The sequence below is a fragment of the Acidimicrobiales bacterium genome (assembly GCA_035547835.1).
GTDB lineage: Bacteria > Actinomycetota > Acidimicrobiia > Acidimicrobiales > Iamiaceae > DASZTW01.
Genome location: DASZTW010000001.1, coordinates 40062 through 65466, shown reverse-complemented (window position 1 = coordinate 65466; position 25405 = coordinate 40062). Strand labels below are relative to the sequence as shown.

Here is a 25405-nt window from a genome sequence, read left to right as displayed (position 1 = left end):
CGGTCGATGCTATTTCGCCACTTGTGCACGAATCGGAAGATCCGGATCGTCCGGGCCGCCCGGGCCGCCCGGGTCGTCGGGGTCGTCCGGGTCGGCGAGGGTGGCATCGGCGGTCGGGATCGCCTCACCCGTCTGGACGCGCCACAGGGCGGCGTAGAGACCGCCGCGAGCGACGAGCTCGTCGTGGGTACCTGCCTCGATCACGCGTCCGGCCTCCATCACGTGGATGCGGTGGGCGTGGCGCACGGTCGACAGGCGGTGGGCGATCACGATGGTGGTCCGGCCGGCCGACACCTTGGCGAGCGACCGCTGGATGGCGGCCTCGGTCTCGTTGTCGACCGCCGACGTCGCCTCGTCGAGCATCAAGATCGCGGGGTCGCGGAGGATCGCCCGCGCGATGGTGAGGCGCTGACGCTGCCCACCGGACAGCTTCTGGCCGCGCTCGCCGACCATCGTGTCGTAGCCGTCCGGCAGCGACTCGATGAACGTATCCGCCTCGGCGAGGCGGGCGGCCTGTCGGATCTCGGCGTCGGTCGCGTCGGGACGACCGTACGTGAGGTTCTCCCGGATGGTGCCGTAGAAGAGGAACACGTCCTGTGCCACGAACCCGGTGGCCCCCCGCAAAGAGCGGAACGTGAGCCGGTCGATGGCCTCGCCGTCGACCGTGATGCGACCCGACGTCGGCTCGTAGAGCCGCAAGAGCAGCTTGACCACGGTCGACTTGCCCGACCCGGTCGCGCCGACGATCGCGTGGGTCTCGCCGGCACCGGCGTCGAGGTCGAACCCCTGCAGCACGTCGCCGCTCGCCGGTGAATACGCGAACGACACGTTCTCGAATCGCACGGCGCCCCGCACGGGAGCCGGCAGGTCATGGGCGCCGGGGAGGATGCGCGGCTCCGCCTGCAACAACCCGAAGATCCGCCGGCACGACGCCATGGCCCGCTGGTACAGGTCGAACGTCTCGCCCAAGTCGGTGAGTGGCCACAGCAGCCGCTGGGTCATGTACACGAGCATCGAGAACAGGCCGACGGCCAGGTCGCCTCGGAGCGCCGCACGGCCACCGATCACCAACGTCATCGTGAAGCCGGCGAGCACCGCGGTGCGGATGAGCGGGCGGAACGCGGTGGAGTACGTGATCGCGTCGGCGTTGGCCAGGCGGTAGTCGTCGCTGTCGGCGCGCACCCGGGCCACTTCCCGGACTTCGGCGTTGAACGCCTTGATGGTGGCGATGCCGCCGATCCCGTTGGTGAGGGCGTCGCTGATCGCGCCGGCCGCCCGGCGAACCCTGGCGTATCGCGGCTCGAGCCGCTTCTGGTACCAGAGCGATCCGGCGACGATCACCGGGATCGGCACGAACGCCAACAGCGCGAGCAGCGGCGACACCACCAGGAACGTGACGCCCAGGAACACGACGTTGGCCGCCGTGATCACGAGCTTGTGCGGGCCCATGTCGAGGAAGCGCTCGAGCTGGTTGACGTCGTCGTTCAGCACGGTCATCAGCCCACCCGACGTACGGTCCTCGAAGTAGGCCATCTCGAGCGTCTGCACGTGGCGGTAGGTGTCCATGCGCGCGTCGTGCTCGATCGACTGGGCGAGGTTCCGCCAGTTGGTGACCGCGAGGTACTCGGTGAGGGACTCGAGCAGCCAGATCGCCACGGTGACCACGACGAGCACCGTGAGTTGGGTGAAGCGGTCGTCCGAGCCGATCACGCGGCCCACGAACGAGCGGCCGTTCTGCTTGACCACCAGATCGACCGCGGCACCGATCAACAGCTCGGGCGCGATGTCGAACACCTTGTTGCACACCGACATCACGAAGGCGAACACCGCTTGCGGGCGGTGTCCCCGTGCGTAGCGCCAGAGGTCGCGCAGCGGAGGGGTGGTCGACAGGGGGATCGCAGACGCCGCGGTCGTGGGGACGGTGGTCCGGTCCTGCCCGTCGACGGGCGGTTCCGTGTCGGGTTGCACGACCCGACGATACGAGGGCGACCGGCGGACCCCCCAACCGTTTCGCCCCCACCATTCCCGCTGTGCGCGCTCAGCCACCTCCTGGGTGGTCAAGTGCTCACAGCAGCGGTGGGAGGGGTCCCCACGATTCCTGCTGTGCGCGCTCAGCCACCTCCTGGGTGGTCAAGTGCTCACAGCAGCGGTGGGAGGGGTCCCCACCATTCCTGCTGTGCGCGCTCAGCCACCTCCTGGGTGGCCAAGTGCTCACAGCAGGGTGAGGGAGGGGTGGTGGAGGGCGTCGGCGGGGTGGACGACGACGTCGAGTCCGGCGTGGTGCTCGAGCCAGGCACGGTTGCGGCGCTGGAGGTCGTCGGCGTCGTCGTAGCGGTTCAAGATGACGAGGACCGGGAGCGGCGTGAGCGCGTCGACACTCAGGCGGGTGAGGTTGATCGTGCCGAGCGTCGCGTCGGCGACCAGCAGGACCAGGTCCGGCGCGAGGCGCTGCGCGAGGTCGACGCCGTCGCCGTCGTGCGCGATGGGCGAGCGGACGCCACCCGCGGCTTCGACGACCACCAGGTCGCACCCCTGCGGCCAAGTCGTCTCGGCGACGAGGTCGGCCAGCCGGACGGGTGGACGATCGAGCGCGTCGGCGGCCATCGGTGGCGCCATGGCCACCGGGTACCAGCGGTGCGACGGGCACACCGTGGTGGGCGCTTCGCCGGACGCGGCGCCGAGCAGGTCGGCGTCGGTCGCGGCCAGCGGCTCGCCGTCCGCGCCCGCGTCATATGACTGCGCGGGCTTGCGGGCGGCCACGCGCCGACCTGATCCCCGGGCCGCCCGTGCCACCTCGCACGCGACCCACGTCTTGCCGACCTCGGTGCCCGTTCCTGCGACGAACAGGACCGTCACGGCCGCAGCCCCACTGCGGACAGGCCCTCGAGGAGGCGATCGATCATGGCATCGTCGTGCGCAGCAGACAGGGCCACCCGCAGCCGCGAGCTGCCCGGCGCGACGGTCGGTGGGCGGATGGCCGGGACGAGCAGCCCGCGAGCGAGCAGCGCGTCGGCGGCCGCCACCGCTTCGGCCTCCTCACCGACGACGAAGGGGACAATCGGCGACGGGTGACCAGGCGCCACCCGCTGTACCACGGCACGTAGCCGGCCGACGAGCGAGCCGCCCTCCTCGCTGCGGAGCACCCGCAGGGCTGCCAGCGCGGCCGCCATGTCGGCCGGCGATGGCGCGGTCGTGAAGATGTACGAGCGCGCCCGATTCACCAACAAGTCAACGAACGGCTGGCTGGCGGCGACGAACCCGCCGAGCGCGCCGAGCGACTTCGACAAGGTGCCGACGCGGATCGTCTCGGGCGAGCTCTCGACGTCGGGTCCGAGTACGGCGTGGGCCTCGTCGAGCACCAGCAGCGCGCCGTGCCGAGCGCACAACGCCTGCAGCTCCGCGACCGGCGCGACGTCGCCGTCCATCGAGAACACCGTGTCGGTGACCACGACCCGACGCCCCGCGGCCGTGGCCAGCAACTCCGTGACGTGGTCGAGGTCGCCGTGTCGGAACCGCCGGATCCTCGAGCGGCTCAGGCGGCAGCCGTCGATGATCGACGCGTGGTTGAGCTCGTCGCTGAGGATCGTGACGTCGTTGCCGCCGACGGTTGCGAGCACACCGAGGTTGGCGGCATAACCGGTCGAGAACACCACGGCGGCCTCGCACCCGCGCCACTCGGCGAGGTCGGCTTCGAGCTCCTCGTGCGCCGGGCGGCTCCCGACGATCAGCCGCGATGCAGTTGAGCCGGCGCCCCAGCGGCTCGCCGCCGCAACCGCCGCGTCGATCACGGCGGGGTGTGCGGACAGGCCGAGGTAGTCGTTCGACGCGAACGACACCACCTCGCGCCCGCCGAGCACGCCAGTCGGGCCGAGCGCGTCGAAGCTTCGCGTGTGGCGCCACTGCCCGGCTGCGCGGATGGCGGCGAGCTGGTCGTCGACCCACTGGTGCCACGGCATGGCCTGTCACCCTTGCCGGTGGCGCTCGCTCGGAGCCAAACGGCCCGTTTGGTGTGCCGCGGCCCTGGCAGGTGAGACTCAGCGGATGCCGATCGCACGCCACGACTGGACGCTCGACGAGGCCGAGGAGTTGCTCGGCCGGCCATTCCATGACCTGCTGTTCGACGCGCAATCCGTGCACCGCGAGCGCTTCGACGCGCACGTGGTCGAGGCAGCGATGTTGCTGTCGATCAAGACGGGCGCATGCCCCGAAGACTGCGCGTACTGCCCGCAGTCGGCCAGGTGGAACACCGAGTTGCAGCCTGAGCCGTTGTTGCCGCTCGACGAGATCGTCCGAGCCGCCGAAGCGGCCCGTGCCGCCGGCGCGACCCGCTTCTGCATGGGTGCGGCATGGCGTGCACCGAAGGACCGCCAGGTCGAGGAAGTGGCCAAAGCGGTGTCGGCCGTCGGCGCGCTCGGTCTCGAGACCTGCGTCACCCTCGGCATGGTGACCGACACCCAGGCCCAACGCCTCGCCGATGCCGGTCTCGACTTCTACAACCACAACCTCGACACGTCGCCCGAGTTCTACGGCGAGATCATCACCACGCGCACGTACCAAGACCGTCTCGAGACCCTCGCCAACGTCCGCGACGCGGGGGTGAAGCTGTGCTGTGGCGGGATCGTCGGCCTCGGCGAGAGCCGGCGCGACCGTGCCGGTCTGCTGGCCCAGCTCGCGCGCCTCGACCCGCACCCCGAGAGCGTGCCGATCAACCTCTTGGTGCAGGTGCCGGGCACGCCGCTGTTCGGCACGGACCGTCTCGACCCGCTCGAGCTCGTCCGCACGATCGCGGCTGCCCGCATCATGATGCCGGCGTCGGTCGTGCGGCTTTCCGCCGGACGCGCCGAGATGACCGACGAGCTCCAAGCGCTGTGCCTTCACGCAGGCGCCAGCAGCATCTTCCTCGGCGACAAGCTGCTGACCACCGACAACGCCGGGGAGGACCACGACCGCGATCTCCTCGGCCGCCTCGACGCCACGGTCGCCGCGGCTCCCCTTCTCACCGAGTCCCGCTAGTCACCGAAGACCCCCCGTTCCGCGCGGGAGATCCCACCGCGGCGGTTGCTTCCCACGCGCGGAAGGGATCAGGAGGGTGAGACGCGGGCGATGACGTCGACCATGGCGGCGGCGATGCGGGCGACGTCGTCGTCGGTGGCCACATAGGGCGGCATCGTGTACACGAGCCGGCCGAACGGGCGCAGCCACACGCCGTGTTCGAGGAAGACGTCCTGCATCGCGGCCATCGGCAACGGGGCTGCGCACTCGATCACGCCGATGGCACCGAGCACCCGGACATCGGCCACGGCAGGATGCGCGGCGACCGGCGCGAGCCCGAGCCGGAGGCCGGCGTCGATGGTGGCGACACGATCGGCCCAGGGCTGGCCGAGCAGCAGCCGGATCGAGGCGAGGGAGACCGCACACCCCAACGGGTTGGCCATGAACGTCGGCCCGTGCATGAGCGCGCCGCTCGCAGCGCGGCTCACCCCGTCGGCCACCGCGGGCGTGCACAGCGTGGCCGCCATGGAGAGATAGCCGCCGGTCATTGCCTTCCCCAGGCACAAGATGTCGGGAGCCACGGCCGCGTGGTCGCAACCGAAGAGGCGCCCGGACCGTCCGAAGCCGGTGGCGATCTCGTCGGCGATGAGCAGCGTGTCGTGCTCGTCGCACAGCCGCCGAACGGCCGCGAGGTAGTCGGGGGAGTAGAAGCGCATCCCACCTGCGCCTTGCACGACCGGCTCGAGGATCACGGCAGCGACCTCGTCTCGGTGCGCGGCGAGCAGGTCCGACAGCTCGGCCACATGTGATTCGTCGAAAGGCTCGCCGAACGCCGGCTCCGGCGCCGGTGCGAACAGATGCGATTGAAGGCTGCCGGCGAAGAGGTGGTGCATCCCCGTGACCGGGTCGCAGATCGCCATCGCCCCGAACGTGTCGCCGTGGTAGCCGGATCGCACCGTCAGCAGGCGGCGCCGCTTCGGATGCCCGCGGCCGGACCAGAACTGGAGCGCCATCTTGATGGCGACCTCCACGGCAACCGACCCCGAGTCGCAGAAGAACACGTGCCGGAGGTCGCCGGGGGTGATCGACACCAGGAGCTCGGCCAGCTCGACGGCTGGTCGATGGGTGAGACCGCCGAACATCACGTGGGCCATGTCGTCGAGTTGCGCCCGCACCGCCCGGTCGAGCACGGGGTGCCGGTAGCCGTGGATCGCCGCCCACCACGACGACATCCCGTCGATCACCTCGCGCCCGTCGGCGAGCTGGAGCCGGGTGCCCTCGGCAGCGACGACCGCCAGAGGTGGCAGCGCAGCGGGCATCGGCGCGTACGGATGCCAGACCGTGGCGAGGTCGCGACGCACGAGCTCGTCGGCGGCGACCTCGTTCGCCGCACCACCGGTGCCCGACGCGCTCACCATCTTGATGTCGCGAGCACGGAGTCCTGCGCCTCGCAGAGGAACATGGGCGTGCAGTCTGGTCGCTGCGACGCGGCCCTCGTTCCGGCTCGCCGCTGCGGGCCGCCACGTCGCCACCGCGGGTCGCTGCGAGGAAGGGCCGCCGTCGCTCGCGATCGGCCCTCGGGTGCCGCGCCGCGTAAGGTCGACCACGTCCCGCCCCGAGGCTGGGAGATCGCCGTTGGCCACGCACCCCACACCGAGTCGCCGCACGCGCTGGATGGTCTCGCTGCGGGTGCGGGCGTGGGGTCTGGCCGCAGCCGTGGTGCTGGCGTTGCTGATCTGGCTCGGGTCCGAGCGGTTCCACGTCTTCGACTCGGCCCTCATCGGTTACGCCGTGGCGGTGGTGGCACTCACGTTCGCGGTCGTGGCCCGCTACGCGCGCTGGCTGCGGATGCCGTCGACCCGTCGCTACTGGCGGCGGGGTTGGCAGCTTGCCGCGTCGCCCCGCGCGTTCCGCTCGCTGCCGGCGCTGCTGCCCCGGGCGGTCGGGGGTCAGCTCCTGGGCCAAGGGTTCATCCGGCGCCGTGGCGTGATGCGATGGGTCGCGCATCAATGCCTCTTCTGGGGCGTGGTCACGGCCACGCTGATCACGTTCCCGCTCGTGTTCGGATGGCTCAGCTTCCGTCTCGCACCCCACAGTTTCGACCACTACCGCATCTACGTGTTCGGCTTCGGCACCGTGAACTTGCCGACCAGCGGGTTCCTGGCCTGGTCGGCGTTCCACGCCCTCGACTACTCGGCGGTGCTCGTGATCGTCGGCGCCAGCATCTTCTTGTGGCGCCGCTTCCGTGACCGCGGGGTCATGTCGACCCAGACGCTGGGCTACGACATGGTGCCGCTGCTGATGCTCATGGTCATCTCGGCGACCGGCGTCTTGTTGACGCTCGACGAGATGTTCTTCCACGGCTCGAACTACGACTTTCTGGCGATCGTGCACATGGCCTCGGTCGTGTTCGCGCTGGTGTTCATCCCGTTCGGGAAGTTCTTCCACGTGCTGCAACGGCCCGCGTCGGTCGGCATCCAGCTCTACACGGAGGTGAGCGCAAAGGCCGGGCGCCAACCCTGCGCGGAGTGCGGTGAACCTCTGGCGCCCCCGGTCTTCTTGTCGGACCTGCAAGCCACGCTTGACGAGCTCGGCCAGGACTACCGGCTCGCCGACGAGGGGCTGCCGAGCCACCTCACCGAGCTGTGCCCTCGGTGCCGGCGTCGGGCGCGGGGCCGGGCGTTCTTCGACGTGAGCGGAAAGAGCTTCGCCCGGTGAGCCCCCGTCGCCCCTCCGCACCCCGCGGCTACCGGATGCCCACCCCGCCGGGCGTCGGTGACCTCCACGGGGCGGGCAAGGAGCCGGCCGGCGACTGGGAGACCGACCGTCCCGACCGGCTGGTGCCCACGCACTGCGCGTTCTGCGGGGTGCAGTGCGGCATGCACCTGCGCGTGTCGGGCGACCGGGTGGTGGGTGTCGAGCCCCGGATGGACACGCACAACAAGGGCAAGCTCTGCCCCAAGGGCGTCAGCGCCTACCAGCAGATCAGCCATCCCGAACGGCTGCGCCACCCGTTGGTGCGCGGCGCCGACGGCGAGCTGCACCGGGCCACCTGGGACGAAGCGCTCGACTTCACGGTCAGCCGGATCCAGGCCATCCAGGCCGAGCACGGCAAGGACGCCATGGGGATGTACGGCGGCGCCTCGATCACCACCGAGAAGTCGTACGTGATCGGGAAGTTCGCCCGGCTCGGAATGGGCACCAGGTACACGGATTACAACGGCCGCATGTGCATGGTGTCGGCGGGCGTGGCCAACTACGCCTCGTTCGACATCGACCGCACCGCCAATCCGCTCACGGACTGCGCCGAGTCCGATCTCGTGTTCGTGCTCGGCGCCAACATCGGCGAGACCTTCCCGATCTTCATCCGCTGGATGTGGGAGGTCATCGACCGGGGCGGCACGTTGATCGTGGCCGACCCCCGCGAGACCCAACTCGCCCGGGTGGCCCAGTTGCACCTCCCGGTCCGACCCGGCACGGACGCGGCGTTGCTGAACGCGATGCTCCACGTGCTGGTCGCTGACGACCTGGTCGACCGCGAGTTCGTGGCGACCCACACGCTCGGCTTCGATGACGCGGTCGACGCGGTGCGGGACTGGACCCCGGAGCGTGCGGAACAGGTGTGCGGGGTGCCCGCTGACGACATCCGCAAGGCCGCCCGCCTGTACGGGCGAGCCGGCAACGCCATGATCCACCACGCCCGCGGCCTCGAGCACCACATCATGGGGTCTCGCAACGCCATGGCGGCCATCAACTTGTGCCTGGCCACCGGCAACCTCGGGCGGCCCGGCGCCGGCTACGGCACGATCACCGGTCAGGGCAACGGCCAGGGTGGCCGCGAGCACGGCCAGAAGTGCGACCAGCTCCCCGGCCAGCGGCACTATCACGATCCCGGTGCCATCGAGCACACTGCTCGCGTGTGGGGCGTCGACCCCACCGAGATGCCCGAGGCGGGCGTACCGATCTTCGCGATGAGCGAGAAGATGGAAGCCGGCGAGATCCGGGGTCTGGTCAACCTCTGCTCGAACCCGATCGTGTCGTGGCCCGACGAAGCCCGCACCCGCCGGATCCTGACCGGCCTCGACTTGTACGTCGTGATCGACATCTTCTTGTCGGAGTCCGCGCTGTTGGCCGACGTCGTGTTGCCGGGGTCGGCCTGGGCTGAGAGCGAAGGCACGATTGCCAACTCCGACGCGTTGGTGTGCAAGATCAACAAGGCCGTCGACCCACCAGGCGAGGCACGCGACGACATCTGGATCCTGTGCGAGCTGGCCCGGCGGCTGGGCCGTGGGCAGTACTTCCCGTACCAAGGCGCGCGCGACGTGTTCGACGAGATCCGGGTCGCGTCAGCCGGGGGCCGGGCCGACTACGCCGGCATCACGTACGAGCGACTCGAGCAGGAAGGGCCGATCGCCTGGCCGTGCCCCACCGAGGACCACCCCGGCACGCCCCGCCTGTTCACCGACGGCCGCTACTCGCACTACGACGACGGCAGAGCGCGGTTCAACGCGGTGCCCGACGTGGAGCTGGCCGAGGCGCCCGACGACGAGTTCCCGATGCGGCTCACCACTGGTCGCAACGTGGCCCAGTACCTGTCGGGCAACCAGACGCGCCGGCTCGGGTACCTCACCGACCAGACGCCTCGGCCGTGGGTCGAAGTGCACCCTGAGACGGCCGCCGCGCTCGGCATCGTGCACGACGCGCCGGTGCGGGTCACCACCCGACGGGGCTCGATCGTGGTGCCCGCGCTCGTCACCCGCACGATCCGGCCCGACACCGTGTTCGTGCCGTACCACTGGACGGTGCCGGTGGAGGCGAACCAGCTCACGATCCCGCGGTTCGATCCCAAGAGCTGGATCCCCAACTACAAGAGCTGTGCCGTGCGGATCGAGGCCACCGACGAGCCCCTGTCGCCCGTCACCCCGCCGCCGGTGATCGCCGAAGGGAGCGAACCATGACGATGGAACGGTCGATCTTCGTCGACCCGTCGCGGTGCATCGGGTGCGGCGGGTGTGTCGCAGCCTGCCGCGAGTGCGACAGCCACCGTGGCAAGTCGCTGATGAACTTGGACTTCCTCGACCGCGGCGAATCCACCGCCTCGCTGCCGACCGTGTGCATGCACTGTTCGGACCCGGTGGCTCCGTGCGCGCAGGTCTGCCCCGTCGACGCGATCCTCGTGAGTGACGAGGGCGTGGTGCACACGCCCGACGTGTCGCGGTGCATCGGTTGCACGAACTGCGTGCACGCCTGCCCGTGGGGCGTGCCGAAGTTCGACGTCGAGGAGCAGCTCGCGTACAAGTGCAACCTCTGTTACGACCGCACGTCGGTGGGCCTCGGACCGATGTGCGCCACGGTGTGCCCGTCCGATGCCCTGTACTACGGCACCGAGGCGGAAGTGCGGGCTGCCCGCCCCGGTCGCACCGTCACCGACGTCTTCCAGTTCGGCAACCAGCAGGTGCAGACCGGGAACTGGTTCGTCGTCGACGAGCCCATCGCGCTGATCCCGTTGCCGGCGGTGGCGCCGTGAGCGTGCAGGGCCCTCCTGGCTCGGCCGGGCCGGGTGGTCGGTCCGACCCGCCGACGGCCGACACGCCGGTGTCGGTCCGCACGCCGCAGTCCGAGCTCGTGGCCGAGCGCATCGAACGGCTGACCACTGACGCGCTCGTCACGCGGCGCGACTACCTCAAGATCCTGGCCGTGCTGTCGGGCGGGCTGGCCGGCGGCAGCCTCGCCGTCGCGGCGGGGGTGTTCGAGCGTCGAACGCAAGGCGCCACCAAGGAAGTGGTCATCACCGATCACGCGTCGCAAGTGCCGGTCGGTGGCCAGGTCCGCTTTGGCTATCCCACCGGCAAGGACCCCGCGATGCTGTTGCACCTCGATGCCGACACGTGGGTGGCGTACTCCGCGGTGTGCACCCACCTGTCGTGTGAAGTCCTCTGGAAGCCGTTGCGCCACGAGCTGTTCTGTCCCTGCCACGACGGACACTTCAACCCCGTCACCGGGGACCCGACCAAAGGTCCACCCGATCGGCCGCTGCCCGCCATCCGTCTCGAACGCCGCGGCGACGCGATCGTGGCGATCGGTGAAGGCGCGATCCGAGGCACGGGGAAGGGCTGACGTGCCGACCCACCGGATCATCCCGCCGATCGAGGAGCCACCGCCGCCGCCGCTGCCGGTCCGCACGTTGCCGGGTCGCCCGGCGCTCGACCGGGAAGAGGGCGTCAAGACCGGTCTCGTGACCCGCATCGTGCTCACCGCGTCGGTGGTGTTCGGCCAGTTGTGGGCGCTGGTGGTTGGGCTCGACCGCTACTTGCTCGGTTACACGGGACAGGCCTGGGCGTTGTTCGCGTTCTCGGCCGCGTCGTTCGTCGTGGTGCTGGCGCTGGTCTTCGTGCACCCGGCACCACGCCAGGAGGGCAGCGGGCCTCACGCCACCACCCAGACCAGCGGGTTGTACGAGCCGACGGCCAACCGGCGCCCAGGGCCGGGCTGACCGGCCGTCGGGCCCCGCGGAGCGATGACTTCAGAGCAAACGCCGCCGGGCCGGTCGCCGAGCCCCCGCCGAGTCGGGCCCATCGGCGGCGACATGGCGTCGGTGGTCGCCGGGCTTGCCCAGCGGGCCCGGCTGCCCGCCCTGCAGCAGCGCCACTCGTCGACGGCGGTGCTCGGCCTGTTCTCGTTCGTCAACGGGGTCGTCTCGATCGCGCTGATGTCGGCGGCGGCGTGGGCCACCGGCCAGCCACTGATCTTCCCGTCGCTCGGGCCGACGGCGTTCCTGCTCTTTTACACACCGACCCAGCCTTCGGCGTCGCCTCGCAACACCTTGTGCGGTCATCTGATCGGCGCGGCGGCGGGCTACGGGTCGCTCGTGGCGTTCGGCCTCACCGACGCGGGCCCCGCCCTCGCCCATGGGGTGACCCCGGCGCGCGTCGGCGCGGCAGCTCTCTCGCTGGGTCTCACGAGCGGGCTCATGGCGTGGCTCAAAGTGCCGCATCCGCCCGCGGGCGCCACCACGTTGATCGTGTCGCTCGGCATCTTGCACACCCCGACGCAGTTGGGCGTCCTGATGGTGGCGGTGGCCCTGCTCGCCGGACAAGGCCTGGTGATCAACCGGCTGGCGGGCGTCGACTACCCCTGGTGGTCGCCCCGTCCGGCCCCGCCCTCGTGAGCACCGAGGCGTCCGGCACGGAAGCGGCCGGCGCGGCTGCGGTGGTGCTGGCCGGGGGCGCGGCACGACGGTTCAAGGACCGGGACAAGCTCGTCCACGACCTCGACGGTCGCGCGGTGCTGTCCCGCGTCCTCGACGCGCTGGCCGGTGCCGGTGCCGGCCCGGTCGTCGTGGTCGGCCCCGAGCGCGCCGGGATCACCGACGGCTGGACGACCGTCCGCGAGTCGCCTGCAGGCGGGGGACCGGTGGCAGGGCTGGCTGCGGGCATCGCCCACCTCCGAGCGTCGGGCTCGGGCTTCGACGACGAGGCGCGGCCGGTGTTGGTGCTCGCCGGCGACCTGCCGTACCTGACCGTCGGCGCGCTGGGCTCGCTCGTCGCCGCCATCCGGTCGAGGCCCGGACCCGCGCCCGTCGACGTGGCGCTCGCCGTCGACGACGCGGGTCGCCACCAGTACCTGCTCGGCGCCTGGCGGGCTGCGGCCCTCGTCGATGCGCTGGCCGAGCATGCCCCGCCAGCCGGCCGTTCGATGCGGGACCTGGTGTCCGGGCGCCGGGTCGCTCCGGTGCGCCTGGTGGAGCCCGCGGCGGGGCCGGCGCCGTGGGTCGACCTCGATGAAGCGCCGCCCGAGCCCCCACCGCGGACCGGACCTGCCTTGACGCACCCCGATCCGTAGACTTGGTCCATGGCTGAACGGGGGCTCACCCATCTGGATCCGTTGGGCCGGGCACGCATGGTCGACGTCACACCCAAGGAGCCCAGCCATCGCCGGGCGGTGGCCCGCGGTCGCGTGCACATGGCGCCGGAGACCACCGCGCTGATCGCCCGTGGTGCCGTCACCAAGGGTGATGTGTTGGCGGTTGCTCGCGTGGCCGGGATCCAGGCGGCCAAGCGCGCGCCCGATCTCATCCCGCTGTGCCACCCGGTGTTGCTCGGCTCGGTGTTCATCAACTTCCGGATCGAGGATCACTTCGTCGAAGTCGAAGCCCAAGTCGACACCGTCGACCGGACGGGCGTGGAGATGGAAGCCCTGACCGCCTGCTCGGTCGCGTGCCTCACGATCTACGACATGTGCAAGTCGGCGGACCGTTCGATGGTCATCGGCGACATCGCGCTGTGGGAGAAGACCGGGGGCCGATCTGGCATCTACCGGAGGGTGGCGGCCCCTGGCGACGCGCCGGACGTCGGGTCGACGGACGGCGAGGCGTCGAACGGGTCGCGCGATGCGGCGCTCGACGCATCGATCGACGCCGCCCTCGACGGCGGCGCCTACGACCTGCCCGACCCGTCCTGACCTGCACAACCGTTCTGGACCCGCCAAAAAACCTCCCGTTCTGGGCTGGTTTCTACGCGTTGGAGCGCGTAATTCTCAGCCCAGAACGGTGGTGGGGGTGGGCGCGGGGTTGCCGTTTCGTGACAAAACCGGGCTCGTGGGGGTGGCGGGTGTTCGCCGTTTCGTAGTAGAAACGTAACGTTCGGGCTGCCAGGAATCCCCTCTGGGGTGGGGAGGAGGGCGAGCGCGAAATCGTTGTCCATCAATGGGATCCACCCTCTCACGGGCGGTGTCCGGTACCTTCCGATCCGGAATGAGGCGCAGAACGTGACCGTCGTGCTCGTAATCGTCGCCCTTGGCTGGGTGGTCTTCCTGGGCTCCGTCGTCAAGGAGCGGATGGGCACCAGGGTCGGCGACTCCGTGCACTCGTTCCACAGCCAGCTGAGCACGCTGGAGCGGCGGGTCGGCCCTCGCCGGTCCCGCTCGACGGGCTTCTCGGCCGCCCCGATGGCTTTCGGGGGTTCGAGCCGACCGATGTCGCCGCAGGCTCGGCGTCGCGCCGCTCGCCAGGCCGAGTTCCGCCGCCGGCGTCGCGACGTCCTGTTCGGCCTGGTTGGCGTCTTCGCGTTCAGCTTGTTGCTGGTCGCGATCTCACCGGGGCCGATCACCGCGCTGGCCTGCCTCGCTACCGCCGGGCTGCTCGCCGGCTACGTCTACTTGTTGGTGCAAGTCGAGCGGAACGCCACCGAGCGCCGCACCAAGGTGTCGTACCTCAACGACCGCCGCACCACCGCACCCGTCGCTCCGGCTCCCGAGCTGATGCTGCGACGCTCCGCCTCCAACTAGCCCCGCTTCCAACCGGGGCACTTCGCGGCCCGGGTCCCGGGGTGCTGCGGGTGAACAGCCGCCCCGCGCCAACCGGTATGCTGTGACGTCCCTCGGGGGTGTAGCTCAGCTGGCTAGAGCGCTTCGGTCGCATCGAAGAAGTCGTGGGTTCGAATCCCATCACCTCCACTGACGGGCCCGGGTCGTCCCTATTGCGTCTGCCAAGTGGCGGGGCGGTCCTGGCGGCCCTCGGCACCGTTGGGCGGCGTCCTCGGGCTCACCGCAGCCACGGCTGCGCCTCCGTCGTGCGTCCTGGCCAGCGGCGCCGAATGACTCGCCGTGACCACCTCCTCACCCGCCAGACACGCCACTAGCGCACGGGTGGGGGGTCGCCGTCCACGCTGGCCGCCAGGGCCGGGTCCCAGCCGCAGGTGGTGCACGACTCCCGGACTGCGGAACGCGCGAACCGCAGCGCGGCACCGTGCGGGTCGGGGTCAGCCACCACGTCGTCCCAGTCGAGGACGTATTCGCCGAGGTCGCCGTCCCACCGCGCGGCCTGCGGTTCCACGGCGGTCCGCCCGTAGTCGGGGGGTGCTGGATGGGCGTACGCGTAGAAGGCCGCGCGTGGGTGCTTCGTGTCGCCGGGCCACCAGCCGATCGCGATCTCCTCGGCGTCCATGGCGTTGCGCGTGATGAAGTCGGTCGAGCTGGGCTCGGCGGGGGCCCCGGAGAACAGGCTGACGGCGAGGTCGAACGACCCCCACCAGGCGTTGACGGGCGTGGACCGGCCCCGGAACGGCGCCCGCAGGTCGCCCAGCACCGCCGCCGCACTGGTGGCTGCCGCGAAGTACGCCGCGACGTGGTCGACATCGTACGTGGCGTGCTCGTGGTCCTCGTCGAGTGGCACCGTCCACGACACCTCCTGGGGCGTCGGGTCGAACGCCACTGGGCCCACCATGTCGGTAACCGCGCGCACGACCTCGGTCGTCACGTCACCGACCGGGCGGTTCGGGGTGAGCGGGACGCGGCGCACACGTCCACTGCTGTGCTCCACCAACGTCTCGTGTGCGTGCAGGTCGATTGCGATGACGACGGCGGCCGAGCGGTCAATGGCCGGCAGCGGATTGGTCTCCCAGCCCCTGGCCGTGAGGCGGAGCGCGGCGTGCTGGAGCTGCGGCTCGGGCGGGGCGAGGCGGGCGGCGAGCTTGCCGAGCGTCTGGGTGTGGGCATGCAGCGTGTCGCAGGTCTCCTGCCAATCCGCAAAGGGGAGCGGTGCCCATCCGTTGCGATCGACCACCTCGTTGCCCCCTGCTCGATGCCGCGACGGCCGCCACCGTATCCCTCCTCGGTCACGGCGCGGCCGGGATCCCGAGCTCCTCCAGCAACGCTCGGACGCGGTGCTCGATCTGGTCGCGGATCGCGCGCACGGCCTCGATCGGCCTGCCGGCGGGGTCGTCGAGCGGCCAGTCCTGGTAGCGCGTCGCCGGGTGGTACGGGCAGGCGTCGCCGCAACCCATGGTGACGACGACGGCAGCAGCGCGGATGTCGGCTTCCGTCCACGGCTTCGGGTACTCGCGCGCGATGTCGATCCCGACCTCGGCCATGGCCTGCACGGCGACCGGGTTCACCTGGTCAGCGGGCTCTGAGCCCCCCGACAGCGCGCGGGCCCGACCCGCGGCCAAGTGATCGAACCACCCCAACGCCATCTGCGAACGGCCGGCGTTGTGGACGCAGAGGAACAACACGACAGGTCGATCGCTCATGCGGTCAGCTCGTCGTGGGGCACGAGCAACTCCGTCGCTGCGGTGGTCGGGAACACGAAGCCGACGAGCGCCACGGCAGCGAGGCCGCCAAGCACCTCGAAGGCGATGAACGCGGGGGCGGAGGACGGTTTGATGCCGGCGAAGGTGTCGGTGAGCGTCCGGCCCACGGTGACGGCAGGGTTCGCGAAGCTGGTCGAGGAAGTGAACCAGTACGCGGCGGTGATGTAGCCGCCGACGGCGTACGCGGCGCTGTCGGTTCGGCCTCCCCGTGCGATCCCCGAGATCACGAGCACCAGACCGAACGTGGCCACCGCCTCACCGAGCCACAACCCACCCGACGAACGGGCGTGGGTCGAGGCGGTGACCGCGGGAAGCCCGAACATCAGGTTCGCCACGACGGCCCCGCCGCAGGCGCCGGCGGTCTGGGCTGGCACGTACCACGCCAGCTCACGGGTCGTCAGCCCACCGCCCCAGCGGTCGGCGAGGCTGACCACCGGGTTGAAGTGCGCGCCGGACACCGACCCGAAGCACAAGATCAGCGCAGTGAGGCCGGCGCCCGTGGCGATCGAGTTCTCCAGCAGTTGGAGGCCGGGCTCGCCCGGCGACAGGCGTTGGGCGAAGGTGCCCGAGCCGACGACGATCGCGACCAGCAGGGCACTGCCGACGCCCTCGGCGGTGGCTCGGCGCCCCAGGCTCGCCCTCAACCGCAGCGCGCCGCGGACTCCGCGGCAGCGGTACAGCACCGGGTGACCTCGCCCGTCGACGCGTTGCAGAACTCGCCAGCGGGATGCTCGGCGTCGGCCAGCACGGTGTAGATCTCCCATGGCTCACCATCGGGACCGTCGACCCACACCTTGTCCTGTACGGCGAAGCAGCAGGACACCTCGTCTTCTGTGGCGGTCGCGAGTCCCTCGGCTGCCAACCGCGAGCCGGCCTGGCGAACCTGCTCGGTGTCCGCGACTTCGACGCCGAGGTGGTTCACGGTGCCGGGCTCGCCCGAACCTTCGATGAGCACCAGCTTCAGCGGCGGCTCCGCGATGGCGAAGTTGGCGTAGCCGGGGCGGATCTTCGCCGGTTCACTGGCAAACAGCTTGGAGTAGAAGGCCACGGCCTCGTCGAGGTCGGACACGTTGATGGCGAGCTGCACACGGGACACGGTGCGCCTCCTGATACATTGGCTCATGTCGATGGATCGATCATCGCGAATGTATCGACAGTTGTCAATGCATTGGAGGCGTCCATGCCCACTCGAGCCGCACAACGAGCGACGGTCGTGGGATGTTGCGGCAACGTCGTGGCGGCGCCGCTCTCGGAGGCGGATGCGGCCGGGCTCGCGCAGGGCTTCGCGGCGCTGGCCGATCCGGTGCGGTTGCGGCTGTTCAGCATGATCGCCAGCGCGGACGAGATCTGCTCCTGCGATCTGCTCGAGCCCCTCGGCAAGTCGCAACCGACCATCAGTCACCACACCAAGGCGCTGGCCGACGCCGGCCTCATCGTCGGCGAACGTCGCGGCCGGTGGGTGCACTGGCGTGCCGTGCCCGAACGCCTCGAGGCGTTGAGCTCGTCGCTGCACCCTTGACCAGGACCGCGGTGCCGTTGGCGTTCGGGGCGCCGTCAGCTCTGGTCACGGCCGGGTCGCCGCGAAGCGTGCGTAGGGGCACACCGGGATGTTCGCGGCGAGCATCATTGGTTGCCACCCCCCGCACGTGATAGCAATTGCCCGGAAAAGTCTCGGTCATCGTCGACGCTGGGCTGGAGCAGGAACGGGCATGTTCAAGAGAACTGGGATGACTCACGTGCGCCGCGCGATGGTGGCGCTGACGCTGCTCGCGGGCACGGCCGCGACCGCCTTCGGCGGCGCGACTGCGGCACCCGCGGCACCCGCGAGCACCGCCGCGTCCTCGGCCGCGTCGGCCAACTCGGCCGCCGCCCCGCCGGCGCAGCCGATCGGCAACTTCCAGGGTGACTCCTTGGGCAACCTGCTGCGCTTGCAGGTGCTCGGCTCGCTACCGATCCCGAACGTACCGACTGCGGTCGACGTCAAGGCCGTTCCGGCCGAGTCGAAGGTCGACTCCACCGCCACGCCTCGCTCATCGTCGACCGGTGCCAACGTCGATGCGAATGTGCTCGGCGCCACCATCCCGATCCAGCAAAAGAGCCAGACCGCCCCGCCCGACAACGCGACGGGTCTCCAGAACACGCTCCTGCCGATCAACGTGGCCCCGCTGCTGAACGTGCAGGGCCTCACCACCAACAACCACGCCCGCTGGCCCGGCGACACCGCCTGCCTCGCGTCGGGTGTGCCCCTGTCGGAGACCCTCACCCAGGTCGCGTCCGCCAGCGTGCTCGACCTCGGCACCGGCGCCTCCTTGCTGTCGCTCGACACGTCGGGCGGCGGCACGGTGTCCACCCGGGAAGCGGTCTCGCTGATCGACCAGGCGGGTCAGAGCACCCGTGCGGTCCAGTCCACTTCCGACATCCAGGCTGTGCCGATCGACATCGGTGGGCAGATCAAGATCAACGTGCTGTCCACCCCGGCGCTGAAGGCCACGGCGGGCGGTGTGGCCGGTTCGGCCAAGATCGACTGGACCGCTCCGGTCCTGCAGATCACCGTCGGGAGCAACGCGCCGATCACGCTCGACGCCGCCAACTCGTCGTTCTCGGTCGCGCTGCCCGACAACCCGTTGCTCAACCTCACGCTCTCGCTCGGCGCGCTGAGCAACCAGACCACCTCGGCCGACGGCACGCATGCCGCTGCCGAGGGGTCGCTCCTCTCGCTCACGCTCACGCTGGCCAGCCTGAAGGTGGCCCAGGTCGACCTGTTCCCGATGACCGTCTCGGCCACGGCTCCGGTCGGCGGCGTGAAGTGCCCGCCGCCGTTCAACCCGCTCAACGAGGTCCACAAGGACGCGTCGGCGGCTTCGGTGGCACCCGGCGGCACCTTCCAGTACACGGTCACCGTCCCCAACCGGGGCACGGCGCCCATCTCGAACCTGAAGGTCGTCGACCAGATCACCGGTCCGGCGGGCTTCACCGTCGTGTCCACCTCGCCGCAAGGGCAAGTGTCGGGCGGCACCATCACCTGGAACGATCCGACACCGTTGCAACCCAACGAGACACGGAACTACACGATCACGGTGAAAGTGCCGGCGAGCGCGGCTGAAGGCTCGACCTTCACCGACCGCGCCACCGCGAGCGGTACGTACAACGGCACCGATGTGACCCAGACCGTCACGTTGCCCGACATCCCGAAGGTCACCACGCCGCCGTTCGACACGTGCCGGCTGAACGACTCCAACAAGGCTGCCGACCACCTCGAGGTCCAGCCGGGTGAGACGTTCAACTACTACATCCACGTGCTGAACGACGGGAAGACCGCCTGCTCGGGTGTCAGCGTCACCGACGTGTTGAACTCGAAGGTGTCGTTCGTTTCCTGCACGGCCAACTGCACCCACTCGGGGCAGAACGTGACCTGGAACGTGGGCACGGTCGACCCTGGCTCGTCGCTCACGCTGACGGTCACGGTCAAGGTGGCGGCGTCCGCCACGGGCTCCATCCCGAACACGGCGCTCGTCCACCAGCCGGGCGTGCCCGACATCACGCTGCATACGGCAGGCCCGGCCATCACCAACAACTCGGTCCTCGCGCCCGCCAGTCCGCCGGGGTTCGGTACCGCCGGCAACGGTGGGGCCGGTGCCAAGAAGCTTGCGTTCACCGGTTGGAACCAGCCACTGTGGCTCGTGACGCTGTTGTTGGCCGCGGCGGCGGGTGGGACACTGCTCCTGCGCACGCGCCGTCAGGACTGACGGCCCGAGCGGCTCAGCCCACACGAACCGACATCGAGGAGATCCTCTGATCATGCGCGTCGTCGTCGACTACGACCTGTGCGAGAGCAACGCCATCTGCATGGGCATCCTCCCCGAGGTGTTCGAGGTCCGCGACGACGACTTCCTGTACGTGTTGCAGGAGGAACCGCCGGAGGAGTTCCGCCCGAAGATCGAAGAGGCGGTTCGCCGCTGCCCCAAGCAGGCGATCTCCATCGAAGACTGATCGTCTGGGGTAACCGCTGCGTCACATCACGATCGCCGGTGCCTCCCTCGCCGGATTCCGGGCTGCGGAAGCGCTCCGCGGCGCGGGGTACGACGGCGTCATCACGCTGATCGGCGACGAGATCCGCAAGCCCTACGACCGGCCGCCGCTCTCCAAGCAGGTGCTCTCGGGCGCGTGGGACCCGTCGCGGACCGCGTTGGCCGTGCCCGAGTCCGCCGAGGAGCTCGACCTGCTGTGGGAACTGGGCCACGCCGCGGTGTCGCTCGACGTCGACGGCGGCTCGGTCACCCTCGACGACGGTCGGCAGCTCGCACACGACGGCCTGATCATCGCCACCGGTGCCCGTGCGAGGACCTTGCCGGGCGTAGCCGACCGCCCCGGGGTGTACGTGCTGCGCACGCTCGAGGACTCGCTGGCGATCCGCGGGGCGATCGAGGCCGGCGCCCACCACGTGGTGGTGGTCGGTGCAGGGTTCATCGGCGCGGAAGTGGCCGCCACCTGTCGCGGGCTCGACTTGGACGTGACGCTCGTCGAGCCACTGCCGACCCCGCTGGCGCGTGCACTCCCGCCGGTCATCGGCGAGGTGGTGGCCGACCTGCACCGGGAGCATGGTGTCGATCTCCGTCTCGGTGTCGGTGTCGAAGCCGTGGAATCCGGTGAGGGCGGCGCAAGCGAGGTGCGACTCAGCGACGGCTCGGTGCTGGTCGCCGACGTCGTGGTGCTCGGGCTCGGGGTCGTGCCCAACACCGAGTGGCTCGAAGGATCGGGTCTCGAGCTCGACAACGGTGTCGTCTGCGACGCGACCTGCCTCGCCGCGCCGGGCGTCGTCGCAGCAGGCGACGTCGCCCGTTGGGACAGCCGGCGCTACGGCGGACCACTGCGGATCGAGCACTGGGACCACGCGGCCGACCAGGCCGAGCACGCCGCCCGGACGCTGCTCGCGTGGGGGGCCGGCGAGCAGGGCGAAGCGTACGACCCCGTGCCCTGGTTCTGGTCTGATCAGTACGACCGCAAGATCCAGTTCGCGGGACGGGCGGCCGCCACCGACGAGGTCCGCCTGATCGACGGTTCGTTCGAGGAACGCCGGTTCGTGGTGCTGTTCGGCCGCGACGGCCTCGTGAGCGGCGTGCTCGGGATGAACCGGCCCGCGCCGGTGATCCGATGGCGCAACCAGATGCTGGCGGGTATCTCCTGGGCCGACGCGCTGGCGTCGCTCGAGAGCTGACGGGGCCGCCCAGACATGACCGCCACCGCATGGACCCTCTTTGCCCTGGCCGGATGCGCGGCGCTCGGGAACTGGTGGGGCGCCGCACGCGGTGAGCGCGAGTTCGTCTACGTGTGCAAGCCGGCCACGCTCGCGCTGCTGGTTGCGACGGCGGTCGTGTTGCATCCTGCGCACAGCGGGGTGCGGGCGTGGTTCGTGGCCGGCCTGGTGTTGTCGCTGGCCGGCGACGTGTTCTTGATGCTGCCGGGCAACCAGTTCGTGGCGGGTCTGGCGTCGTTCCTGCTGGCCCACGTGGCCTACGTGGTCGGCTTCGCGCTCGAACAGCACGATCCTGCGTGGCTGGTGCTGGTCGGGCTGGCGGCGGTGATCGTGTCCGTCGCGTTGGTCGGCCGGCGGATCGTCGGTCAGGTTCGCGGGGGTGACGACCCGTCCTTGGTGCGCCCAGTCGTCGCCTACCTGGTGGTGATCTCCGCCATGGTGGTCACTTCATGGGGCACGGCCATCGCGTTCGCGGTCGTTGGCGCGACGCTGTTCTACGTGTCCGACGCGACGTTGGCGTGGAACCGTTTCGTCCGGCCGATCCGCTACGGCGACCTCTACGTCATGGTGACGTACCACCTCGGCCAAGCCGGCCTTGTGCTGGCGTTGGCCGCGAACCTGCCCGGGGTGCGGTGACGACCGACCACGGCGGGTGGCCGCGGCCATATAGGCTCGCAACCCGACGCTGGGGGCCAGGTCGTGCCCGCGGCGCGACCACGCGATGACCAGCCGATGACCGCCGTCCTCACTCCCCGCCGCCGTCCACCCCGGCCCACGCCTGCTCGTTCCGCATACCGGCGCGAGGCGCGGTGGGCCGCCACGATCGGCACGCTGTTGGTGCTCTGCGTGGTGGTCGTCGGGTGCGGCAGCGCGGCCGGGCTTTCCACGTCGAAGGCCGAGACGAAGATCCCGAGTCAGCTGCGGCAGCGCTATCCCGGCATCGAGGTCGGTGCCACCACGTGCAGTCCCAAGCACGTCAAACGCCAGGCTGGCGTCACGTTCACGTGCAAGCTCACCGTGCAGGGCCAGAAGGTCGATGCGTCCGTGGTCCAAGAGGACGACCACGGCAACGTGAGCTTCCTGCTCGACAAAGTCGTGCTCTCGGTCCCGAAGATCCAGGCCGACCTCGTCACCAAGTTCGCCAAAGTCGCGGCCGGCAGCGGCGCCACGGGGCCGCCCACCGCGTCGTGCCCGGGCGACTCGGTGCGCGTCCTCGATGTCTACGGGTCGTTCCGCTGCTCGCTCACCATCGCGGGCGAGGCCACGCAGTACGCCGTGCTGGTGTGCGACTCCACGCCGCGGCTGCTGTACGTGGCGGCCGCATCGGTGACCGATGTGGGGACCGCTTGCCAGCAAGGCAGCGGCACCAGCGGCGGCACGTCGGCGGGCTCGCCCAGCACGTTGCCGGCCAGCTGAGCGCACGCGCCGACGCGCGCCGCGCCCACGCCGATCCTCACGGTCAGCCGAGGGCTCGGGTGAGCGCCTCGCCCCCGCGCTCCGCGAAGGCGACGCTGACCCGCATCCGCTCGATGTGCTGCGCGGTCGCTTTGGCGGCGTTCGCGATCGGGTGCGAGTCGAGGAACGCCTCGACCTCGTCGGCGAGCGCGCGGTCGGTGAACGTGCGGGTTCCGGTCGCGAGGCGGCCCGCCATGTTGCCGGGCATGCGGCCGAGCAGCTCGTCCCAGTGCGCCGCCACGAACCGCCACCCCCGTGGGCCGTTGGCGCGATTCGACAACGCCCGGACCACCAAGAGCCCCACGTCCTGTGTGCGCACGGCTGGGGTGAGGTTCAGAGCCAGCGCCTCGTCGTACAGGTCTTCCCCTTCGAAATCCGTCAGCGCGCCGAGGTAGCGGAGCGTGTCCTGGGGGACCGTGGCCGATTCCGCGCGGGCCCGGTAGCTGTCGAAGCGTGCGCGGTCGCCCTGCGGTGCCAGCGTGCGGACCGCGGCGTCGATGAGCGCCGCGTCGGCGAGGTGGCCGGTGGGCTGGTCGTCGGCCACGAGCGCGTCGAGCTCGCGGGCGCGGGCGTGCACGTCGGGATCGCGGCCCAGCACGCCGAGCGTCTCGAACAGCACGGCCCGGCGAGTGGCGTCCTGGTCGGGTTCACCCTCCCGAGGGGTGGGGCCCAGCCGGTCGAACGCGGGTCTTGCCAGTTCCCGCACGAGCGAGGCGAAGGCGGCGCGGGAGGCATCAGGGCAGATCCGGTTGAGGCCGCCGAGGATGCCGACGATCCGCCGCCAGACGTTGACGTCGTCCTCGCTCACGAAGCCATGCAGGAGCCCGACGAGGTCCCCGACGCCGGTGGATCCGGCCAGCGACGCCGCCCAGGCATCGTCGAGGAGGTTGTAGCGCTCCAAGGGCGACAGGCCCGTGAGCGCCTCGCCGGTGAGCCGTGCGAGCAGGTCGCCGCCGTAGCGCACCCGGTAGAAGCCGTGGCCGCCTGCGTTGGCCACGACCCAGGCAGCGGGCTGGTCGAGGCGCACGTCGAGGTGGTCGCCGTCGAGCAGGTCGCGGCGATCGGTGGTGGTTCCGTCGGCCTGGCCGATCCGCGTCAGCACGGGAACGGCCCACCGCTCACCGTCGTCGCCGCCGAGGTACCGAAAGCGGCGCTGCCCCAGGGCGATGGTGGTCCCGTCTCGGCTCAAGCCGACGCTCACTTCCGGGTGGCCACCCTGGAAGATCCACGAATCGGCGACGCGGCGGACGGGCTCGCCGGTGGCGGCTTCGAGCGCGTCCCAGAGGTCGCCCGTCTCGGTGTTGGCGTACGCGTGGGTCGAGATGTAGTCGCGGATCCCGGCACGGAACTCCGCTGCCCCCAGGTACTGCTCGAGCATGCGCACCACCGAGCAGCCCTTCTCGTACGTGAGCACGTCGAACATGCCCTCCGCGTCGTCGGGGCTGTGGACTGGGTACTCGATGGCACGGGTGGCCCCGAGTGAATCGGTGTCGTATGCCGCCGTTCGACTGAGGCCGAACGTGGTCCAGCGATCCCACTCGGGACGGAACTCGTCGACCGCCACCGTCTCCATGAACGTGGCGAAGGCCTCGTTGAGCCAGATGCCGTTCCACCACTTCATGGTCACGAGGTCGCCGAACCACATGTGCGCCAGTTCGTGTGCCACCACGTCGGCCACCCGCTCGAGCTCCGGCTGCGTCGCCCGGGCCGGGTCGATCAACAGGGCCGTCTCGCGGAACGTGATGCAGCCGAGGTTCTCCATGGCGCCGAACGCGAAGTCGGGAATCGCCACCAGGTCGACCTTGTCGCCGGGGTACGGCACGCCGAAGTACTCGGTGAAGTGCCGCAACGCGAACTCGCCGATCTCCAGCGCGAACGGCGCGAGGTGGCCTTGTCCGATCGGCGTGACCACACGCAGGGGCACCCCGCCCGCGTCGACCGGCTCGGTGGCCTCGAACGGGCCGACCACGAATGCCACCAGATACGTGGACATCACCATGGTCTCGGCGAACGTCACACGGACCTTGCCGTCGCCGGCCGGTTCGCGCCCGATCTCCGCGGCGTTGGAGATGGCGAACTGATCGTCGGGGACCACGAGGGTGATCGCGTAGCTCGCCTTGAAGTCGGGCTCGTCCCAGCACGGGAACGCGCGACGGGCGTCCGTGGACTCGAACTGTGTGGTGGCGATGGTCCGCTCGGCCCCGGCCTTGTCGGTGAACGTCGACCGGTAAAAGCCGCGGAGCTTGTCGTTCAACATGCCCCGGAAGACCACGTGGAGGCGCGCGGGACCAGCCGCCAGCTCCTGTTGGAAGACGAGCGACGCTCGTTCCGTGACGGCCTCGAGCGTGACGGTCGCGTCGCGGCGCTCGCCGTCGACGTCGATCCACGCTTCGTCGATCTCGAGCTCGATCGCGTTGAGCACGACGGTGGACGTAGGAGTGGCAACGTCGACGTCGACCACGACGGATCCCCGGAAGGTCGCAGTGCCGAGGTCGGGCTCGAGCTCGAGCTCGTAGCGCGAGGGGAGGACCGACCTGGGGAGGCGCACGTCGTCGCTTCGGTCGTCGCTTCGGTCGTCGCGGGCATCAGCATCGGTGGGTGGCACGGTTGCTCCTGC

24 protein-coding genes, 1 tRNA gene and 1 pseudogene are annotated in these 25405 nt (G+C 70.4%); 17 read left to right on the top strand and 9 right to left on the bottom strand.

Translation table 11 applies throughout. The features are described from left to right. Positions 1–9 precede the first annotated feature (9 nt). The 3 genes from VHA73_00320 to VHA73_00310 all read right to left on the bottom strand — a co-directional run bounded on the left by VHA73_00320 (position 10) and on the right by VHA73_00310 (position 3956). Positions 10–1968, bottom strand: a complete 1959-nt coding sequence (locus VHA73_00320) for an ABC transporter ATP-binding protein (GenBank protein ID HVX16449.1) — start codon at positions 1966–1968, stop codon at positions 10–12. 243 nt (positions 1969–2211) lie between these two features. Next, on the bottom strand, positions 2212–2856 hold the full coding sequence (locus VHA73_00315; GenBank protein HVX16448.1) for a dethiobiotin synthase: 645 nt from the start codon (positions 2854–2856) through the stop codon (positions 2212–2214). Next, positions 2853–3956: an 8-amino-7-oxononanoate synthase gene (locus VHA73_00310; protein HVX16447.1), complete on the bottom strand. Its 1104-nt coding sequence runs from the start codon at positions 3954–3956 to the stop codon at positions 2853–2855. Before VHA73_00310 ends, VHA73_00315 begins: the two co-directional genes overlap by 4 nt. 85 nt (positions 3957–4041) lie before the next feature. Between VHA73_00310 and bioB the strand changes: the two genes are divergently transcribed. Next, a complete protein-coding gene (gene bioB / locus VHA73_00305; protein ID HVX16446.1) occupies positions 4042–5013 on the top strand; it encodes a biotin synthase BioB in 972 nt (323 codons plus the stop codon). A gap of 68 nt (positions 5014–5081) precedes the next feature. Here the strand turns inward: bioB and VHA73_00300 are convergent, their stop codons facing one another. Continuing rightward, positions 5082–6407, bottom strand: coding sequence for an adenosylmethionine--8-amino-7-oxononanoate transaminase (locus VHA73_00300; protein ID HVX16445.1), 1326 nt, complete (start codon positions 6405–6407; stop codon positions 5082–5084). A gap of 220 nt (positions 6408–6627) precedes the next feature. On the opposite strand from VHA73_00300, the gene VHA73_00295 reads away from it, so the two are divergent. From VHA73_00295 to VHA73_00250, 10 genes and pseudogenes are all read left to right on the top strand, one after another. Continuing rightward, positions 6628–7710, top strand: a complete 1083-nt coding sequence (locus tag VHA73_00295) for a hypothetical protein (protein ID HVX16444.1) — start codon at positions 6628–6630, stop codon at positions 7708–7710. Further along, positions 7707–9950, top strand: coding sequence for a molybdopterin oxidoreductase family protein (locus VHA73_00290; GenBank protein HVX16443.1), 2244 nt, complete (start codon positions 7707–7709; stop codon positions 9948–9950). Before VHA73_00295 ends, VHA73_00290 begins: the two co-directional genes overlap by 4 nt. Continuing rightward, complete coding sequence (locus VHA73_00285; protein HVX16442.1) at positions 9947–10519, top strand: 4Fe-4S dicluster domain-containing protein; 573 nt, start codon at positions 9947–9949, stop codon at positions 10517–10519. The genes VHA73_00290 and VHA73_00285 overlap by 4 nt, the downstream gene beginning before the upstream one ends. Next, positions 10516–11109 carry a Rieske (2Fe-2S) protein gene (locus VHA73_00280; protein HVX16441.1) on the top strand — a complete coding sequence of 198 codons (594 nt, stop codon included), beginning with the start codon at positions 10516–10518 and terminating at the stop codon, positions 11107–11109. Before VHA73_00285 ends, VHA73_00280 begins: the two co-directional genes overlap by 4 nt. Before the next feature lies 1 nt (position 11110). After that, entirely contained in the window at positions 11111–11485 is a 375-nt protein-coding gene (locus tag VHA73_00275; GenBank protein HVX16440.1) for a hypothetical protein, read from the top strand. A gap of 24 nt (positions 11486–11509) precedes the next feature. Continuing rightward, positions 11510–12160: an HPP family protein gene (locus tag VHA73_00270; protein ID HVX16439.1), complete on the top strand. Its 651-nt coding sequence runs from the start codon at positions 11510–11512 to the stop codon at positions 12158–12160. Next, entirely contained in the window at positions 12130–12834 is a 705-nt protein-coding gene (locus VHA73_00265; protein ID HVX16438.1) for an NTP transferase domain-containing protein, read from the top strand. Before VHA73_00270 ends, VHA73_00265 begins: the two co-directional genes overlap by 31 nt. A gap of 9 nt (positions 12835–12843) precedes the next feature. Further along, positions 12844–13311, top strand: a pseudogene (gene moaC, locus VHA73_00260) (cyclic pyranopterin monophosphate synthase MoaC). 456 nt (positions 13312–13767) lie between these two features. Then, entirely contained in the window at positions 13768–14277 is a 510-nt protein-coding gene (locus tag VHA73_00255) for a hypothetical protein (protein ID HVX16437.1), read from the top strand. 94 nt (positions 14278–14371) lie between these two features. Next, positions 14372–14445, top strand: a tRNA-Ala gene (locus VHA73_00250). 181 nt (positions 14446–14626) lie between these two features. On the opposite strand, the gene VHA73_00245 is transcribed toward VHA73_00250, so the two are convergent. The 4 genes from VHA73_00245 to VHA73_00230 are packed head-to-tail and all read right to left on the bottom strand — an operon-like array spanning position 14627 to position 17175. Further along, positions 14627–15553 (bottom strand): DUF5996 family protein, encoded by a 927-nt coding sequence (locus VHA73_00245; GenBank protein ID HVX16436.1) that lies wholly within the window; start codon positions 15551–15553, stop codon positions 14627–14629. Between the two features lie 52 nt (positions 15554–15605). Beyond that, positions 15606–16019, bottom strand: a complete 414-nt coding sequence (locus VHA73_00240) for an arsenate reductase ArsC (GenBank protein HVX16435.1) — start codon at positions 16017–16019, stop codon at positions 15606–15608. Beyond that, positions 16016–16762, bottom strand: coding sequence for an MIP/aquaporin family protein (locus tag VHA73_00235; GenBank protein HVX16434.1), 747 nt, complete (start codon positions 16760–16762; stop codon positions 16016–16018). Before VHA73_00235 ends, VHA73_00240 begins: the two co-directional genes overlap by 4 nt. Then, complete coding sequence (locus tag VHA73_00230; protein ID HVX16433.1) at positions 16720–17175, bottom strand: ArsI/CadI family heavy metal resistance metalloenzyme; 456 nt, start codon at positions 17173–17175, stop codon at positions 16720–16722. The genes VHA73_00235 and VHA73_00230 overlap by 43 nt, the downstream gene beginning before the upstream one ends. A gap of 84 nt (positions 17176–17259) precedes the next feature. Here VHA73_00230 and VHA73_00225 point away from each other — a divergent pair, with 84 nt between their 5' ends. The 6 genes from VHA73_00225 (at position 17260) to VHA73_00200 (ending at position 22749) form a co-directional block, all read left to right on the top strand. Beyond that, a complete protein-coding gene (locus VHA73_00225; GenBank protein ID HVX16432.1) occupies positions 17260–17598 on the top strand; it encodes a metalloregulator ArsR/SmtB family transcription factor in 339 nt (112 codons plus the stop codon). Positions 17599–17806: 208 nt separating this feature from the next. Then, entirely contained in the window at positions 17807–19825 is a 2019-nt protein-coding gene (locus VHA73_00220; protein HVX16431.1) for a hypothetical protein, read from the top strand. Positions 19826–19877: 52 nt separating this feature from the next. Beyond that, entirely contained in the window at positions 19878–20069 is a 192-nt protein-coding gene (locus VHA73_00215) for a ferredoxin (GenBank protein HVX16430.1), read from the top strand. Between the two features lie 16 nt (positions 20070–20085). Further along, positions 20086–21294 (top strand): FAD-dependent oxidoreductase, encoded by a 1209-nt coding sequence (locus VHA73_00210; GenBank protein ID HVX16429.1) that lies wholly within the window; start codon positions 20086–20088, stop codon positions 21292–21294. 15 nt (positions 21295–21309) lie between these two features. Beyond that, positions 21310–21969, top strand: coding sequence for a lysoplasmalogenase (locus VHA73_00205; protein ID HVX16428.1), 660 nt, complete (start codon positions 21310–21312; stop codon positions 21967–21969). 96 nt (positions 21970–22065) lie between these two features. Then, positions 22066–22749, top strand: a complete 684-nt coding sequence (locus VHA73_00200; GenBank protein HVX16427.1) for a DUF4333 domain-containing protein — start codon at positions 22066–22068, stop codon at positions 22747–22749. Between the two features lie 43 nt (positions 22750–22792). Here VHA73_00200 and VHA73_00195 read toward each other — a convergent pair whose 3' ends face one another. Continuing rightward, positions 22793–25393 (bottom strand): M1 family metallopeptidase, encoded by a 2601-nt coding sequence (locus VHA73_00195; GenBank protein ID HVX16426.1) that lies wholly within the window; start codon positions 25391–25393, stop codon positions 22793–22795. Between the last annotated feature and the right edge of the window lie 12 nt (positions 25394–25405).

Coding starts and splice junctions, on each gene's coding strand:
- VHA73_00220 (HVX16431.1), top strand. CDS start 17,807: ATGACTCACGTGCGCCGCGCGATGGTGGCGCTGACGCTGCTCGCGGGC.
- VHA73_00205 (HVX16428.1), top strand. CDS start 21,310: ATGACCGCCACCGCATGGACCCTCTTTGCCCTGGCCGGATGCGCGGCG.
- VHA73_00215 (HVX16430.1), top strand. CDS start 19,878: ATGCGCGTCGTCGTCGACTACGACCTGTGCGAGAGCAACGCCATCTGC.
- VHA73_00225 (HVX16432.1), top strand. CDS start 17,260: ATGCCCACTCGAGCCGCACAACGAGCGACGGTCGTGGGATGTTGCGGC.
- VHA73_00200 (HVX16427.1), top strand. CDS start 22,066: ATGACCGCCGTCCTCACTCCCCGCCGCCGTCCACCCCGGCCCACGCCT.
- VHA73_00270 (HVX16439.1), top strand. CDS start 11,510: ATGACTTCAGAGCAAACGCCGCCGGGCCGGTCGCCGAGCCCCCGCCGA.
- VHA73_00310 (HVX16447.1), bottom strand. CDS start 3,956: ATGCCGTGGCACCAGTGGGTCGACGACCAGCTCGCCGCCATCCGCGCA.
- bioB (HVX16446.1), top strand. CDS start 4,042: ATGCCGATCGCACGCCACGACTGGACGCTCGACGAGGCCGAGGAGTTG.
- VHA73_00240 (HVX16435.1), bottom strand. CDS start 16,019: ATGAGCGATCGACCTGTCGTGTTGTTCCTCTGCGTCCACAACGCCGGC.
- VHA73_00285 (HVX16442.1), top strand. CDS start 9,947: ATGACGATGGAACGGTCGATCTTCGTCGACCCGTCGCGGTGCATCGGG.